Genomic DNA, 15576 nt, shown 5'->3' with positions numbered 1-15576 from the left:
GCGTCAATGCTCCTGTGCTCAGCCTGCGGGTTGTGCGAAACGGTCGGTCGCTGCCACCAGGTGGTGGACGATGCCGGGCTCGAACGACGCGTGACCGGCGTCGTCGACGATGTGGAGGTCGGCGGACGGCCACGCGCGGTGTAGATCCCACGCGCTACGCATCGGGCACACGACGTCGTAACGGCCCTGCACGATCACCGCCGGAATGTGGTCGATGGTCGCGATGTCACGCAGGAGTTGTCCGTCGTCGAGAAATCCGTGGTGGGTGAAGTAGTGGTTCTCGATGGTGGCGAACGCCAGATCCCACGGTCCGCCGTCGCCCGACGCGGGGCGTGGTGCGAGGTGGCTCGTCCGTCCCTCCCAGTCGGCCCACGCGCTCGCCGCGCGCTGCGCGACCTGCGGGTCGTCGCCGTTCAACAGTCGGTGGTAGACGGCGACGAGGTCGCTGTCGCGTTCGTCGTCGGGGATCGGTTCGAGATAGCGTTCCCACACGTCGGGGAAGATGTTCGCGGCGCCGCCGTTGTAGTACCAGTCGATCTCGCTGCGCCGCAGCAGGAAGATGCCGCGTAACACGAGTTCGGTGACACGGTCGGGGTGCCGTTGCGCGTACGCCAGACCGAGCGTCGACCCCCACGAGCCGCCGAACACCTGCCAGCGGTCGATGCCGAGATGCGTACGCAACGACTCCATGTCGGCGATCAGATGGTCGGTCGTGTTGACCGACAGGTCGGCGCCGTCGCTGATGTGGGGGCGCGACTTCCCACACCCTCGCTGATCGAACAACACGATCCGGTACCGCGCAGGGTCGAAGAATCGGCGTTGATCCGCCGTTGTACCGCCGCCGGGACCGCCGTGCACGAAGACCACCGGCTTCCCGTCGGGGTTACCGGTGGTCTCCCAGTAGATCTCCTGTCCGTCCCCGACTGACAGATGGTCGGACGCATACGGCTCGATCGCTGGATACAACGTGCGCATGCGCCCAACCCCTAATCATCAGTGTGCGTGAGTCATCAGTGTGCGTGTGCCGTCAGTACGAGTGCTCGGGCCCGGGGAACGAGGACGACGCGACCTCGCTCGCGTACTGACGTGCTGCCGCGCCCAACGCGTCGCCGAGCGACGCGTACCGCTTGACGAACTTGGCGGTCTTGCCGTGCGTGTAACCCGCGGCGTCCTGCCAGACGAGGACTTGAGCGTCGGTCTCGTTGCCCGCCCCGATCCCGACAGTCGAGATGGTGAGCTTGCGGGTGATCTGTCCGGCGACGTCGGCCGGCACCATCTCCATGACGACAGAGAACGCGCCTGCCTCCTGGACGGCGATCGCGTCGGCGATCAACTGGTCGGCGGCGTCTCCGCGGCCCTGGACCCGGTAGCCGCCCAGACCGTTGACGCTCTGCGGTGTGAAACCGATGTGCGCCATTACCGGGATGCCTGCAGCGGTGAGCGCGGCGATCTGCGGCGCGATGCGTTCCCCGCCCTCGATCTTGATCGCGTGCGCGCCCGACTCCTTGAACATCCGCACCGCCGACTCGAGAGCCTGCTGCGGGCTCGCCTCGTATGTGCCGAACGGGAGATCGGCGACGACGAGCGCGTGCGGCGCGCCGCGGACCACCGCACGCGCGAGCGGGATGAGCTCGTCGAGGGTGATCGGGATCGTGGTGTCGTACCCGTAGACGACGTTGGCCGCAGAGTCGCCGATCAACAAGACGGGGATCTCGGCGTCGTCGAAGATGCGGGCGGTGGAGTAGTCGTACGCGGTGAGCATCGCCCACTTGTGGCCTTCGGTTTTCCACTTCGCGAGATGCTGAATGCGGACCGGACGGCGCGGCGACGACGGGGTGGAGCTGGATCCGTAGACGGAGTTTTCCGACACGACTTGATTCTCCGACATGACTTGCCTCATTTCTGCCTCGAGTCCCGCATGGCGCGGGTACCCGGGTTGGTGTGGACGACCTCGATTCTTCCACCGTCGCGGCAGGACCGGCAGGGGCTGGTCGGTGGCGTTAGTCACAGCGAGTGGCCTGACGCGCCGCGGCGACACGAACTGGACGGTGTAACACGGGCGTAACTGCGGAGCACTAAGGTTCGGGTATGGATCGCCAACAGGAATTCGTGCTGCGCACCCTCGAGGAGCGCGATATCCGCTTCGTCCGGCTGTGGTTCACCGACATTCTCGGTTATCTGAAGTCGGTGGCGATCGCGCCGGCCGAACTCGAAGGCGCGTTCGCCGAAGGCATCGGCTTCGACGGTTCGGCGATCGAAGGACTCTCCCGGGTGTCCGAGGCCGACACCGTCGCCAAACCCGACCCGTCGACGTTCCAGGTGCTGCCGTGGACGAGCGACGAGAAGAACTATTCCGCGCGCATCTTCTGCGACATCGCGATGCCTGACGGGACACCGTCGTGGGCCGACCCGCGCAACGTCCTGCGTCGCCAGCTGAACAAGGCAGCTGACCAGGGATTCACCTGCTACGTCCACCCGGAGATCGAATTCTTCCTCCTCAAGGACACTCCGGACGACGGCACGCCACCGATCCCGGCGGACGGCGGCGGCTACTTCGATCAGACGTTCCACCACTCGGCCCCGAACTTCCGTCGGCATGCGATCGACGCACTCGAATCGATGGGGATCTCCGTCGAGTTCTCCCACCACGAGGCCGCGCCCGGTCAACAGGAGATCGACCTGCGGTACGCCGACGCGCTGTCGATGGCCGACAACGTGATGACGTTCCGCTATCTGGTGAAGCAGGTCGCGTTCAACGACAACGTTCGGGCGACGTTCATGCCCAAGCCGTTCAGTGAGCATCCCGGTTCGGCGATGCACACGCATCTGAGCCTGTTCGAGGGCGACACCAACGCCTTCCACGATCCGGACGATCCGATGCAGCTCTCGACGGTCGGTCGGCAGTTCGTCGCGGGCATCCTGGAGCACGCCACCGAGATCAGCGCCGTCACCAACCAGTGGGTCAACAGCTACAAGCGTCTCGTCTACGGCGACGAGGCTCCGACTGCGGCGACGTGGGGACGGGCCAACCGTTCGGCGATGGTGCGTCTGCCGCTGTACACGCCGAACAAGGCGTCGTCGCGTCGTGTCGAGATCCGCACGCCTGACTCGGCGTGCAACCCGTACCTGTCGTTCGCGGTGATGCTCTCTGCCGGGCTCAAAGGCATCGAGGAGGGCTACGAGCTGCCCGAAGAGGCCGAAGACAACGTGTGGGCGTTGACGCCCGCCGAGCGTCGGGCGATGGGGTACCGCGAACTGCCTGGGTCGCTGGCCGAAGCGCTGACCGAGATGGAGAAGTCCGAGCTGGTCGCCGAGGCTCTGGGGGAGCACGTCTTCGACTACTTCCTTCGGAACAAGTGGGCCGAGTGGGCGGCGTACCGTGGCCGGGTGACGCCGTTCGAGCTCGAGCGCTACCTGCCGTTGTAAGGGGTTTCGAGAGTGACGAGAGGTGGAGGCCGGTCGGCTGTCCCGAGCCCTGGGCGTCTCGGGCTGCTCGACGAGAACGCGCGCGAGAGTCTCCTCGTGCTCGGCTGGTCGTCGCCCGACGACGTCGATCTGCTGTGGGCGCTGTCGAGGGCCCCGGACCCGGACCTCGCGTTGCGGGCACTGGTCCGACTGCGCGAGCGGGACGACGAGCCGTGGCGGGAGGTGGAACGGTTCCTACGCACGTCGAAACCGTTCCGCGGCCGCCTCCTGTCGGTGCTCGGCGGTTCCGATGCGCTGGCCGACCACATCGTCGCCGAGCCCGACGCGTGGCGGCTCCTCATCGACGACGCCATGCCCACGGTCGACGAGTCGCGTTCCGCGCTGCTGGCGGCCGTGGAGGCGACGCCGGATTCGAGCGCCGGCGACGGCGACCTGACGTTCCGTGCGGGGATCACCGGCAACGATGCGGTCACGGCGCTGCGCCGCGTCTACCGCGACCAGGTCTTGATCCTGGCCGCGCACGATCTCGCGGCGACCGTCGAAGACGAGCCGGTCCTGTATCTGCCCGAGGTCGGCGGACGACTCGCCGATCTCGCCGACGTCGCGTTGACGGCAGCGTTGGCCGTCGCGATCGCCGACGTCCTCGGCGACGCACAGCTCGAGACCCGGATGGCCGTCGTCGCGATGGGCAAATGCGGTGCGCGCGAACTCAACTACGTCAGCGACGTGGATATCGTCTTCGTCGCCGAACCCGCCGACCCGACGTCGGCGCGGATCGCAGGCGAGATGATGCGGATCGGGTCGCTCGCGTTCTTCGACGTCGACGCCGGGCTGCGGCCGGAAGGCAAGTCGGGTGCGCTGACGAGGACCCTCGAATCCCATATCGCCTACTACCAGCGGTGGGCCAAGACCTGGGAGTTTCAGGCGCTGCTGAAGGCTCGGCCGATGGCCGGCGACATGAGCTTGGGCCGCGACTACGTGCTCGCGACGTCGCCGATGGTGTGGGACGCGTCCGAGCGTGACGACTTCGTCCCTGAAGTGCAGGCGATGCGCCGACGGGTCGAGTCCCTGGTGCCCGACGACTACAAGGCGCGGAACTTGAAGCTCGGCCGCGGCGGACTCCGCGACGTCGAGTTCGCCGTCCAACTGCTGCAGATGGTGCACGGCCGGGTGGACGCCTCACTGCGGGTCCAGTCGACGCTCGACGCGCTCGACGCGCTCGTCACAGGCGGATACATCAGCCGTGACGACGGCGCGAACTTCTCCGCGTCCTACCAGTTCCTCCGGCTCCTGGAACATCGGCTGCAACTGCAGCGCCTGCAGCGGACACATCTGCTGCCCGCCCTGGACGACGATCCTGCGGTGCGCTGGTTGGCGCGCGCCGCGCACATTCGCCCCGAAGGCGACAAGGATGCGACGCACGTCTTCCGGCGGGGTCTACGCAGACAGGTCACGCGGGTGCGGCAGCTGCACGAGAAGCTGTTCTACCGTCCGCTGCTCGACGCCGTCGCCCGAACGGACAAGGGACTGCTGCGGCTCACCGACGACTCGGCCAAACGCCAGTTGGCTGCGCTCGGCTACGCGATGCCCGACCGTGCGCTCGCGCACATCCGCGCGTTGGCGTCCACGCCGGGCCGGACCGGAGCCATTCAGTCGATGATTCTGCCGGGACTGCTCGAGCACATTAGCGATGCGCCCGACCCGGACGCCGGGCTGCTCAACTACCGAAAGCTCAGCGAACAGATGGGCACCACGTCGTGGTATCTGCGTCTGCTGCGCGACGACGGTGTCGTCGCCGAGTCCCTGATGCGGGTGCTCGGGACGAGCGAATACATCGCCGACTTGCTGATGCGGTCGCCGGACGTCATTCAGATGTATTCGATCGGCGCCACCGGACCGAAGCTCACCGAGGTCGACCCCGCCGATGTCGCGAAGGGGCTGCGCGCGTCGATGCGGCGCGCGCCGGACCTGACGCGGGCGATCGCCGTCGCTCGTTCGCACCGTCGGGCTGAGCTCGCCCGGATCGCATCGGCCGACATCCTCGGTCTGATGAGCGTCCAAGAGGTGTGCCGCGCCCTGTCGACGGTGTGGGCGACGGTCTTGGACGCTTCGCTGGACAAGGTGGTCGAGGAGTCGCTGCGGACCAGGGGGGCCGCCGCGCCTGCGCGCATCGCCGTCATCGGCATGGGCAGGCTCGGTGGCGGCGAACTCGGGTACGGTTCGGACGCCGACGTGCTGTTCGTCTGCGAGCCGGTCGCCGGTTTCGACGACTCGGAGGCGGTCACCTGGGCGCAGAGCGTCGCCGAACAGGTGCGGACGATGCTCGGGTCACCGAGCGCCGACCCCCCGCTCGAAGTGGACATCGGTCTGCGTCCCGAAGGACGCAACGGTCCGGTGGTGCGGACACTCGGGTCGTACGCGGCGTACTACCGCCAGTGGGCGGAGGCATGGGAGGTGCAGGCGTTGTTGCGTGCGCACACCGTCGCGGGCGACGACGACCTGGGCTTGGACTTCCTGCACATGATCGACGAGACGCGGTATCCGGCCGGAGGCGTCTCACCAGACGCGGTCCGCGAGATCCGTCGGATCAAAGCGCGAGTCGATTCCGAACGGCTGCCGCGCGGCGCGGATCCGGCGACGCACACCAAGCTCGGTCGCGGTGGACTCGCCGACGTCGAATGGACTGTGCAATTGACCCAGTTGCGGTACGCGCACGAGTATCCGTCGCTGCACAACACATCGACGTTGGAGACGTTGGAGGCGATCGCCGCCGCCGATCTGATCCCGGCCGAGCAGGTCGACATCCTCACTGACGCGTGGATCACCGCGACCCACGCCCGTAACGCGCTGGTGCTGGTGCGGGGCAAACCTGTCGACCAGCTTCCCGGTCCCGGACGTCAACTGCGGGCTGTCGCCTACGCGGCCGGGTGGCCGCAGGAGGACGCGACCGAGTTCCTGGAGCACTACATGCGCGTGACCCGTCGGGCGAAGGCAGTGGTCACCGAGGTGTTCGGCGTCTGAGGTCTCCCGCGCGTGCGGGTTCGGCCCGTGCCCTGTCAATTCTCATATGACGGGATTCTCCCGTAGGCTTCCGAGAATGGGATCCTTACGTACCAGAATCGGGCATAAGGTCGCTGACGCGATCATCGCGTCGGTCCGCGTCGGACAGCAGATGACGAAACCTGTACTGGTCTTGGGAAACCAAGTGGTGCAACGGTTCCCGAAGGAATTCGTCCCGCTGGGCAGCGAGCGCAACGACGCGCAGGGTCGTGTCGTGTACGACTTCTTCGCAGGAATCGGTCCCGAGCTGGCGCATCCCGGCGGCGACCTCCCGGGCGCCAATCGCTGGGATGACCCACTCGACCCCGACCATCCGATCCCGGTGATCCTCGTGCACGGGACCGCGGGCGGCGCGCAGACCAACTGGGCGACGTACGTGCCGTTGCTGACTGACGCGGGCTATTCGGTGTTCAGCCTCACCTACGGAGCGATCGAAGGATCGCGGTGGCCGATCTCGGCGCTCGGCGGCATGCGGCCGATCGAGGAGAGTGCCGCCGAGTTCGGCGCGTTCGCCGAGAAGGTGATGGGAGCGACCGGCTCGGACAAGGTCCACGTCGTCGGCCACTCCCAGGGCACCCTGGTCCCGAACTATTGGGCGAAGTTCCTGGGCGGGGCCGACAAGATCGGCAAGTACGTGTCGCTCGCCCCGCTCTGGGAGGGCACGTCGCTGATCGACGCGGCGAGTCTCGTGTTCACCGGGGCCAACAAGAGGCTGGGACTCGATCCCGCGACGGTCATCCCGTGCCGTGCGCTCCCGCAGATGATGGACGGTTCGAGGTTCATCGCGAAAATGAACTCCGACGGCGGCCCGTACGTGCCGGGCATCGAGTACACGAACATCTCGACGGTTCACGACGAACTCGTCCGACCGTTCACCTCGGGTCAGACGCCCGGCGCCGATGGGGTGACGGTGCACAACATCGTCTTGCAGACCGGGTGCTCGAAGGACCTGTCCGACCACCTGGGCATCTGCGGATCGCCCCGCGCTGCCGCCTACGTTCTCAACGCGCTCGACGACGAGCCGATGCGCGTCGTCCCGTGCCAGATGGTCGCACCGTTCTTCGGGACTCCACTGCTGCGGCGGACCGGCGGCGTCCCGGAGTTCATCGCACCGCTCGCGGCATCGCCGAAACGTTCACCCGGGTGGCGGCGTTCAGACCGGGCGAGCCACGCGGACAGTCAGTAGCCGTCGACGATCGTCAGTGCGAAGATCAGGGTGTCGTCGCCCTGGATCTTGGCCTGCTCGTTGCCGGTGGGGCCATAACCGTCGGTCGGGGTCATCGCGACGGCCACCGTCGACCCGATCTTCTGGCCGACCAGAGCCTTCGAGAATCCGGGTACCACGGCCGTCGGATTGAATTTGGCGGGCTCGCCCCGCTCGAAGGCGTTGTCGAACGTGTTCCCGTCGCGGCCGTTCACGCCCTGGTAACACACCTGCACGTCCATCGCCTCGGTCACCTCGTCGCCGTCGCCCTCCTTGAGCGTCTTGACGGTGGTCTCGTCGACGCTGAACGGTCCGTTCACGGTGATGAGGGGAGCGGTGTCGTCGGTGGGTGCGACAACCGCGAGCGAGCCCGTCTTACCTGGCAGTGTCCAGTCGGCCTTCGTGCCCGCAGCGGGAACGTCTTTGGGGCACGAGAGGGCGTCTGACGAGTCGTCGTCGGAGGAGCAGGCGGCAAGCGTGAACGCGGTGAGTGCCGCGGGAATCAGGATCAGGGGCTTGAACTTCGTGGTCAGCGTCATGGATGTCAAGGCTACCGGCAGGCGCCGCCGGGCAGCAGCGCCAGGTTGGCGTTCAACCAGTCGGCGACCCGATCGAGTTCGCGGGTGCCGTCCTCGAACGCCATCGCGGGACGGTGCGTGCTCATCGAGACCGCCACCTGCTCGCCGTCGGGGAGCGTCAAGACACCGATCTGTCGGACGACGTAACCGCCGTCGGATGCCTCACCCCAGCCGCCTTTGACGGGAGTGTGGTCGCCGACCCGGCGAAGGCCCCACTCTTGAACGCCCGCCACGTCGCGCATCAGCTCGAGGACGTGGTCGCTGCCGATCATGCACGGAAGGTGCGCGGTCCACGTCGCCGAATCGGCGAGACTCCACAAGGTCTCGCCGAGCATCGGATAGTCGCCGCCGTGGCGGGGCGCCGGCACCGTCGTCGTGTCGCCGCCCTCCCGAAGGACGGCCGTGAGTTCGTCGGACGCCTCCACCGGCGACCCGAGCGAACGAGTGAGCACACGTGCGGAGCGGTTGTCGGAGTCGATGAGGGCGTTCGCCTCGGTGCGGCTCATACCGTGCTTGCGTTCGGCGGCCAGGCCGAGTGGGGCCTTGATCGTCGACCATGCGTCCTGTACGCGTTGATCGCCCAGCAGGATCGTGTCGCCGCCGCCGACGGGGGTGAGGGCGACACCGGTCGGCGTCGTCAGTTTCAGTGCCGCGAACGAATCCTGCAGCGACTTGGCGGCCGCCGGCCCGGCAGGCCCGGCCGGGCCGGCGGGCGTGGAAGGCTCCTCGTCGCTTCGGAACACGAAGTAGCTCGCGAACCCGAGAACCACGACGACGGCGATCACGATCACTGCGACGGCGAGCGAGCGCAGCGAACGGCGTTCGCCGCCGCTCGGTGCTTCGATCCGGTGTCGCCCGCTCATCGACAAGTCCCTCCCCGTGCTGTTCGCCATGTCTCCACGTGCACTGGACGTGGACACTACCTGTGAGGCGTTCCCGCGGGTACGTCGCCCTCGATGACGAAACGGCCCGCTCGGAGGAGAATCCGAGCGGGCCGTTTCGTAACAGATCAGCAGTCGTAGTAGAGCGAGAACTCGTACGGGTGCGGACGGATCTGGATGGGCTCGATCTCGTTGTCGCGCTTGAGAGTGACCCAGGTCTCGATGAGGTCCTCGGTGAACACACCGCCTGCGGTCAGGTAGTCGTGGTCCTCTTCGAGACGGTCGATGACCGCGGCCAGCGAGGTCGGGGCCTGCGGGATGCCCTTGGCCTCCTCCGGCGGAAGCTCGTACAGGTCCTTGTCGACGGGCTCGTGCGGCTCGATCTTGTTCTTCACGCCGTCCAGCCCGGCCATCATCATGGCGGCGAACGCCAAGTACGGGTTGCCCGAGCTGTCGGGGCAACGGAACTCGACGCGCTTGGCCTTCGGGTTGTTTCCGGTCACCGGGATACGGACGCAGGCGCTGCGGTTGCGCTGGCTGTAGACCAAGTTGATCGGCGCCTCGTATCCGGGGACCAGACGCTTGTACGAGTTCATCGTCGGGTTGGTGAACGCCAGCAGGGACGGCGCGTGGTGCAGGATGCCGCCGATGTAGTGGCGTGCGACGTCCGAGAGGCCCGCGTAGCCGGACTCGTCGTGGAACAGCGGCTTGCCGTCCTTCCAGAGCGACTGGTGGGCGTGCATCCCCGAACCGTTGTCACCGAACAGCGGCTTGGGCATGAAGGTGACCGACTTGTTGTTCTGCCACGCGGTGTTCTTGATGATGTACTTGAACAACTGGACGTCGTCGGCCGCGTGCAGAAGCGTGTTGAACTTGTAATTGATCTCCGCCTGGCCGCCGGTGCCGACCTCGTGGTGACCGCGCTCGAGTTCGAAACCCGAGTTTTGCAGCTTGGACGACATCTCGTCGCGCAGGTCCACATAGTGGTCGTACGGTGCGACGGGGAAGTATCCGCCCTTCTGGCGGACCTTGTAGCCGAGGTTCGGGGTGCCGTCCGGGTTGGTCGGCGACGCTGAATTCCACCAGCCGGAGACCGACTCGACCTCGTAGTGGGTCGAGTTCATCTCGGAGCTGAACGAGACCGAGTCGAAGATGTAGAACTCGGCTTCGGCACCGAAGAAGCAGGTGTCGGCGATACCTGTCGAGAGCAGGTAGTCCTCGGCCTTGCGGGCGACGTTGCGCGGGTCGCGGCTGTACGCCTCACGCGTGAACGGGTCGTGGACGAAGAAGCTGATGTTCATCGTCTTCGCCTTGCGGAACGGGTCGATGCGGGCCGTCGCCGGGTCGGGCAGAAGCATCATGTCCGACTCGTCGATGGACTGGAAGCCACGGACCGACGAGCCGTCGAACGCCAGGCCCTCGGTGAAGACGTCCTCGTTGAACGCCGCTGCAGGGATCGAGAAGTGCTGCATAGTGCCCGGCAGGTCGCAGAAGCGGATGTCGACGTACTCGACGCCTTCGGATTTGATGCCTTCGAGCAGCTCTTCGTTCGTGTTGTACACGGTGGGCCTGACTCCTTAAATCAAAACGTTCCGGCCAGAACCTCTGACCGCAGGTCGCATCGACCGGATTCGGCAGGTGCGACTCTCACCGAGAAATCTATGGAGGTGAGGTTGCCCGGGCGTCAAGCGAATGTTTCCCCTGTGTTACGTCACGGGCGACGTGTTACAGGTTAGTCGCCTGCCGACGACGTATGTGCAGTGAATGCCGTGTGTGTGCCGGTGGTCACGGGAATTGGATCATCCGTCTCGCCGACTACGATGGTAGCCATGACTGCACGGCGTGAAGAGGAGACGTCCCGGCGCGCGATGGGATCGTGGCTGTCGGGTACCCAGATGCCGGGCGGCGAGAACAACGACTATCGCGGCGAAGACCTCGGTCTTCCGGCGAGTGGGGTCGGGTCGCTGGCCACCGGTTGGCAACGCGTCCTCGGTCTTCTGGTCGACTGGCTCATCTCGTACGGTGTCGCGTTCCTAATCTTGGGCGGATGGCACAACAACATCGGGACGACCGTGCTCATCGTCTGGTTCGTGATCGGTGTGCTCGCCGTGTCGCTCTTCGGATTCACTCCCGGCCAGTACATCACCGGTATGCGGGTGGCGAGGGTCGACTTCGGTGCCGAACGAGGCGCGGCCGAGGCCGTCGGCGAGGTGCCGCGAGCAGCGGTCGGGCCGGTCCGCGCACTCGGTCGCCAGGTTTTGATCAGCTTCGTCGTTCCAGCGCTCATCAACGATTTCAACGGCCGCGCCATGCACGATCGCGCCACGGGGACCGCGCTGGTCCGCACGCGCGGCTGACGATCGGTCAGTCCGTCGCCCGAGGACCGTCCATGCCGAGTGCTGTGAACAGGCTGGCAGCCGTCGTCAGGATGTCGATCGCCGGCTCGACGGACACGCTCGGGTCGACCGCCCGCTGAACACTCAAGCCGATCCCGGTGCTCAACACGAGGTCGGCGAGTTCGGTCGGCGTCGGGAGATCGAACTCGTCGTCTCCGGACTCTGTCGGCAGTAGACCGCCGAGCACCCGGGTGAGTAGTTCGGCGACCGCGTCGCGGACCTCGGTCCGCAATTCGATGATGCCGTCACGCACGCTCTGATTGCCTCGTGAGAGGGCCACGTACTCGAACTCGAGCATCGTCCACTCGATGTCGCCGAGGCTGCGACGCAGCCAGTCGCCGAACTCGGCGACGAACGCTTCGACGTCTACCTCGTTGGAGGTGGGTGTCAGGGATTGCACTTCGTGCATCTTCTCGAAGTGAATGTCGGCGAGAACGGCGTGGCACAGGCTGGGCTTGTCTCTGAAGTTCGAGTAGACCGCGCCCTTCGAATAGCCTGCGGCTTCGGCGATCGCATCCAGGCTCGTCGCGCTGTACCCGTCGGCCAGGAAGGCCGCGCGCGCGGTCGCGACGAGGTCGGCGACGGTACGCGCGCGGCGGTCGGCGCGCGAGACACGCGGCGGGTTGGGCGACATGGCCACCAGGGTATCGCATTCACATACCGTGAGTATTGACATACCGATGGTATGTGAATGATGATCGGGGCCACACGTCAGAGAGGGCTCATATGAGACTGGTCAGGATCCCCGCGTCACCGATCGAGGTGAGCGAGGCAGTCGTCGTGGTCACCGGTGGGGCGCGCGGAATCGGCACCGCCACCGCAGCACTGTTCCGGGAACGCGGTGCCACGGTCTGGATCGGCGACGTGGACGCCGACGTCGCGGCCGAGGCAGCGGTCCGCATCGGGGCGCGATCGGCGCGGCTCGATGTGACCTCCCGTGAGTCGTGGCGTGAGTTCGTCGCCGCGGTGACAGACGAATCCGGGCCGGTCGACATCCTCGTCAACAACGCGGGCGTGATGCCGGTCGGGCCGTTCGTCGACGAACCCGAACCGACCACCGATCTGATGCTCGATGTGAACGTACGCGGCGTGCTGCACGGAATGAAGACGGTGCTCCCGAGCATGCGCGACACCGGCCGCGGCCACATCGTGAACATCGCCTCGATGGCGGGGATGCTGCCCCTGCCGGGCATGGTTACCTACAACGCGAGCAAGTACGCAGCGCTCGGTGCATCCTTGGCGGCTCGACGCGAGTACGACGGCACCGGCGTCACGGTGTCGGCGATCCTTCCCGCTGCGGTACGCACCGAACTGGCGTCCGGCGCGAGCCTCGGCGGGGTACTGCCGACCGTCGACCCAGAGACGGTCGCGCGCGCAGTGCTCAGGACCGTCGACACCCGCGCCGCCTGCACGTCGGTCCCCGGCTGGATCGCCCCGGTCTGGAGTCTCGTGGACGCTCTGGTGCCCGAATGGATCGAACGCATTGTGCGGCGGTTCACCGACGATCGTCAGGCGTTGGCACTCGATGCAACGGCGCGCAAGGCCTATCTCGACCGCGTGGACCGTCAGGCGGGCGCCCACACCACCGGAACTGAAACCGGCACCGCCACCGACGAGGTGACCCGATGACTCGGACGGCCCTTGCGATCGGCTGCGGCGGAACCATCGGCGGAGCATGGGCGGTGGCCGCACTCCACCACGTCGCCGAGCAGACCGGGTGGGATCCCGCGTCCGCATCGATTCTGCAGGGCACGTCGGCGGGTGCTGAGCTCGTTACGATGTTCGGCGGCGGATACACCGTCGACGATCTGGTCGAGATGGCCTCGGGGCGCCCGCGTGATCGCGTGCTGGCAGCCCATCTCGCGGACTGTCCGCCGTCACTGCCGCCGCTGCCCGCGCCTGCCAAGCCCCGGCTGTCGTCGCTCAGCCGTGCCGGAGGTCACCGCAGGCTCGTCGGCGTCGCACCGCGCGGCCGCGGCGACGCCGCCTGGTTGCAGCGACTCGCCGACGCTGCGACCGGCGGCGACGACTGGTTCGCGCGCGACGGCCTCCGCCTCGTCGCCTATCGACCCGCCGACGGCCGACGTGTCGCATTCGGTGCGCCCGGCGCTCCGGCGGCCACCGCGGGTCAGGCGTTGCGCGCGTCGTGGGGGATTCCGGGGTGGATGCCGCCGGTCGCCATCGGCGGCTCGTCATACGTGGACGGCGGTGCGGCGTCCACGGCATCGGTCGACCTGATCGGAGCCGACGAGGCCGACGTCGTCTACGTGATCGCGCCGATGGCGTCCGCGCCGGGCATCAAGGCGCCCGGGCTCGGCGGGATCGCCGAGCACGCGTTGCTGCGGTCGCCCATGTCGACGCTCCTGCGCCGCGAAGTGCACGAGGTCCGGGCACGCGGCACCCATGTCGTGCTGATCACGCCGGACGCGGCGGACCTCGCAGGCCTCGGCGGACACTTCATGCGCCGTACTCGTCGACAGGCGGCGTTCGACTCGTCGATGCGGACGGCTGCGGCGTCGGTCCGACGCGCACTGAACGAAGGAGATGCGGCATGAGCGGGCGTGAACCACGAATCGTTGTCATCGGAGCGGGCGTCGCAGGCATCACGACCGCCCACCACCTGCAGGAGGCCGGTTTCACTGACTTCGTCGTCCTCGAGAAGGGCGACGACGTCGGCGGCGTCTGGTACTGGAACCATTACCCAGGCCTGACCTGCGACGTCCCGTCGCAGATCTACCAGTTCGCGTTCGCGCCGAAAGCCGACTGGTCGCGGATCTGGGCACCGGGAGCGGAGATCCAGCGCTACCACCGCGACGTCGTCGAGCAATTCGGTCTCGCCGACCGGATCCGGTGCGGCGTCGAGGTGGTCTCCGCCGACTTCGACGACGAGTCGGGGGAGTGGACGGTGACGACGGCGGCAGGTGAGGTCCATGTCGCCGACTTCGTAATCTGTGCGACCGGCGTGCTCCACAACCCGGCGTACCCGGACATCCCCGGGATCGACTCCTTCGACGGTCCCGTCGTCCACACGGCCCGATGGGACGACGACCTGGAGACAGACGGACGGTCGGTTGCGGTGATCGGCACCGGCTCGACCGGTGTGCAAGTGGTGTCGGCTCTGCAGCCGCGCGCCGCGTCCGTGAAGCACTTCGTTCGCTCGCCGCAATGGATCCTGTGGGCGCCGATGCGGCTGCCGCAGATCCCCGGATCCGCAGCATTCTTCCGGGCGGTTCCGGGCGCGCTCGACGCGCTGCACCGGGCTCTCCTGTCGGCGTCCGGAATCCTCGTCGACGTCGTCACGAAACCGACGTGGCGCAGGCGAGCGGTGCAACGGTATGCGCGATTGTCCCTGCGCGCCCAGGTCGGTGCGGGTGCACTCCGCGACCGATTGACACCGGACTATGAGCCGTTGTGTAAACGCCAAGTCCTGTCGGGCACCTACTACCGTGCGCTCAAAGCCGACAACGCCGAACTCGTTACCGACGGCATCGAACGGATCGACGCCGGTGGTCTCGTCACCGCAGACGGCCGTCGCCACGACGTCGACGTGATCGTCCTGGCCACTGGGTTCCGGGCGCACGACTACATGCGACCGATGGAGATCACCGGGCGCGACGGCATCGCTCTCGACGACGTCTGGAGCGAGGGGCCGCGGGCCTACCGGATGACGGCGATCCCGGGCTTCCCGAACCTGTTCACCGTCCTCGGACCGAACTCGCCGACCGGATCGATCTCGCTGCAGCATTCGTCGTCGAAGACGGCGTCGTACATCGTCGCGTGGCTCGAACGGTTCCGTGCGGGCACCGTCGATCGCGTCGAGGTGACCGGCGCGGCCACCGATGAGTTCAACGCTCAGGTCGCCGAAGCGATGGAACCGACCGTGTGGAACACCGGATGCAACTCCTGGTACCAGACCGGCCTCGGCGTCGATCTGTGGCCGTTCGACCGTCGCACGTTGGACGCCATGCTGTCCGCCCCGATCGACGAACATTTCACGATCACGTCCGCAGCCCCGACCGATTGAGGATTAC

Annotated in this window: 13 protein-coding genes; 7 read left to right on the top strand and 6 right to left on the bottom strand. The window is 67.0% G+C overall.

Features of this window, described 5'->3' with window-relative positions:
- Positions 1-18: 18 nt before the first annotated feature.
- Together pip and panB are read right to left on the bottom strand one after the other, a co-directional pair.
- On the bottom strand, positions 19-975 hold the full coding sequence (pip, locus tag L5G33_RS12890; protein WP_236998578.1) for a prolyl aminopeptidase: 957 nt from the start codon (positions 973-975) through the stop codon (positions 19-21).
- Between the two features lie 52 nt (positions 976-1027).
- Positions 1028-1870: a 3-methyl-2-oxobutanoate hydroxymethyltransferase gene (gene panB, locus L5G33_RS12885; protein ID WP_236998577.1), complete on the bottom strand. Its 843-nt coding sequence runs from the start codon at positions 1868-1870 to the stop codon at positions 1028-1030.
- A 218-nt stretch (positions 1871-2088) separates the two neighbouring features.
- Between panB and L5G33_RS12880 the strand changes: the two genes are divergently transcribed.
- The 3 genes from L5G33_RS12880 to L5G33_RS12870 all read left to right on the top strand — a co-directional run bounded on the left by L5G33_RS12880 (position 2089) and on the right by L5G33_RS12870 (position 7672).
- The gene (locus tag L5G33_RS12880; protein WP_236998576.1) at positions 2089-3426 is read left to right on the top strand and encodes a glutamine synthetase family protein; all 1338 of its coding nucleotides are present in this window, start codon (positions 2089-2091) and stop codon (positions 3424-3426) included.
- Positions 3427-3438: 12 nt separating this feature from the next.
- Positions 3439-6447 carry a bifunctional [glutamine synthetase] adenylyltransferase/[glutamine synthetase]-adenylyl-L-tyrosine phosphorylase gene (locus L5G33_RS12875; RefSeq protein WP_236998575.1) on the top strand — a complete coding sequence of 1003 codons (3009 nt, stop codon included), beginning with the start codon at positions 3439-3441 and terminating at the stop codon, positions 6445-6447.
- 76 nt (positions 6448-6523) lie between these two features.
- Entirely contained in the window at positions 6524-7672 is a 1149-nt protein-coding gene (locus L5G33_RS12870; protein WP_236998574.1) for an esterase/lipase family protein, read from the top strand.
- Here L5G33_RS12870 and L5G33_RS12865 read toward each other — a convergent pair.
- The 3 genes from L5G33_RS12865 to glnA form a co-directional block, all read right to left on the bottom strand.
- Entirely contained in the window at positions 7666-8229 is a 564-nt protein-coding gene (locus L5G33_RS12865) for an FKBP-type peptidyl-prolyl cis-trans isomerase (protein WP_236998573.1), read from the bottom strand. The genes L5G33_RS12870 and L5G33_RS12865 overlap by 7 nt on opposite strands.
- An 11-nt stretch (positions 8230-8240) precedes the next feature.
- On the bottom strand, positions 8241-9131 hold the full coding sequence (locus tag L5G33_RS12860) for a hypothetical protein (protein WP_236998572.1): 891 nt from the start codon (positions 9129-9131) through the stop codon (positions 8241-8243).
- A gap of 146 nt (positions 9132-9277) precedes the next feature.
- Positions 9278-10711, bottom strand: a complete 1434-nt coding sequence (glnA, locus tag L5G33_RS12855; RefSeq protein WP_236998571.1) for a type I glutamate--ammonia ligase — start codon at positions 10709-10711, stop codon at positions 9278-9280.
- Positions 10712-10978: 267 nt separating this feature from the next.
- On the opposite strand from glnA, the gene L5G33_RS12850 reads away from it, so the two are divergent.
- Complete coding sequence (locus tag L5G33_RS12850) at positions 10979-11506, top strand: RDD family protein (protein WP_236998570.1); 528 nt, start codon at positions 10979-10981, stop codon at positions 11504-11506.
- Positions 11507-11513: 7 nt separating this feature from the next.
- Here L5G33_RS12850 and L5G33_RS12845 read toward each other — a convergent pair whose 3' ends face one another.
- A complete protein-coding gene (locus tag L5G33_RS12845; protein WP_236998569.1) occupies positions 11514-12179 on the bottom strand; it encodes a TetR/AcrR family transcriptional regulator in 666 nt (221 codons plus the stop codon).
- Positions 12180-12271: 92 nt separating this feature from the next.
- On the opposite strand from L5G33_RS12845, the gene L5G33_RS12840 reads away from it, so the two are divergent.
- The 3 genes from L5G33_RS12840 to L5G33_RS12830 are packed head-to-tail and all read left to right on the top strand — an operon-like array spanning position 12272 to position 15569.
- Positions 12272-13174, top strand: coding sequence for an SDR family oxidoreductase (locus L5G33_RS12840; protein ID WP_236998568.1), 903 nt, complete (start codon positions 12272-12274; stop codon positions 13172-13174).
- Positions 13171-14100, top strand: coding sequence for a patatin-like phospholipase family protein (locus tag L5G33_RS12835; RefSeq protein ID WP_236998567.1), 930 nt, complete (start codon positions 13171-13173; stop codon positions 14098-14100). Before L5G33_RS12840 ends, L5G33_RS12835 begins: the two co-directional genes overlap by 4 nt.
- The gene (locus L5G33_RS12830) at positions 14097-15569 is read left to right on the top strand and encodes a flavin-containing monooxygenase (RefSeq protein WP_236998566.1); all 1473 of its coding nucleotides are present in this window, start codon (positions 14097-14099) and stop codon (positions 15567-15569) included. Before L5G33_RS12835 ends, L5G33_RS12830 begins: the two co-directional genes overlap by 4 nt.
- The last annotated feature ends 7 nt before the right edge of the window (positions 15570-15576 follow it).

Origin of the sequence: Gordonia liuliyuniae, assembly GCF_021738805.1 — a bacterium.
GTDB classification, from domain to species: Bacteria; Actinomycetota; Actinomycetes; order Mycobacteriales; family Mycobacteriaceae; genus Gordonia; species Gordonia liuliyuniae.
Note: the sequence above shows the minus strand (reverse complement) of the source record. Positions and strands in the feature narration are given on the sequence as shown.

Excerpts from the sequence above, each read along its gene's own strand:
- pip (WP_236998578.1), bottom strand. The coding sequence starts at position 975 with ATGCGCACGTTGTATCCAGCGATCGAGCCGTATGCGTCCGACCATCTG.
- L5G33_RS12880 (WP_236998576.1), top strand. The coding sequence starts at position 2,089 with ATGGATCGCCAACAGGAATTCGTGCTGCGCACCCTCGAGGAGCGCGAT.
- L5G33_RS12870 (WP_236998574.1), top strand. The coding sequence starts at position 6,524 with ATGGGATCCTTACGTACCAGAATCGGGCATAAGGTCGCTGACGCGATC.
- L5G33_RS12865 (WP_236998573.1), bottom strand. The coding sequence starts at position 8,229 with ATGACGCTGACCACGAAGTTCAAGCCCCTGATCCTGATTCCCGCGGCA.
- L5G33_RS12860 (WP_236998572.1), bottom strand. The coding sequence starts at position 9,131 with ATGAGCGGGCGACACCGGATCGAAGCACCGAGCGGCGGCGAACGCCGT.
- L5G33_RS12850 (WP_236998570.1), top strand. The coding sequence starts at position 10,979 with ATGACTGCACGGCGTGAAGAGGAGACGTCCCGGCGCGCGATGGGATCG.
- L5G33_RS12845 (WP_236998569.1), bottom strand. The coding sequence starts at position 12,179 with ATGTCGCCCAACCCGCCGCGTGTCTCGCGCGCCGACCGCCGCGCGCGT.
- L5G33_RS12840 (WP_236998568.1), top strand. The coding sequence starts at position 12,272 with ATGAGACTGGTCAGGATCCCCGCGTCACCGATCGAGGTGAGCGAGGCA.
- L5G33_RS12835 (WP_236998567.1), top strand. The coding sequence starts at position 13,171 with ATGACTCGGACGGCCCTTGCGATCGGCTGCGGCGGAACCATCGGCGGA.
- L5G33_RS12830 (WP_236998566.1), top strand. The coding sequence starts at position 14,097 with ATGAGCGGGCGTGAACCACGAATCGTTGTCATCGGAGCGGGCGTCGCA.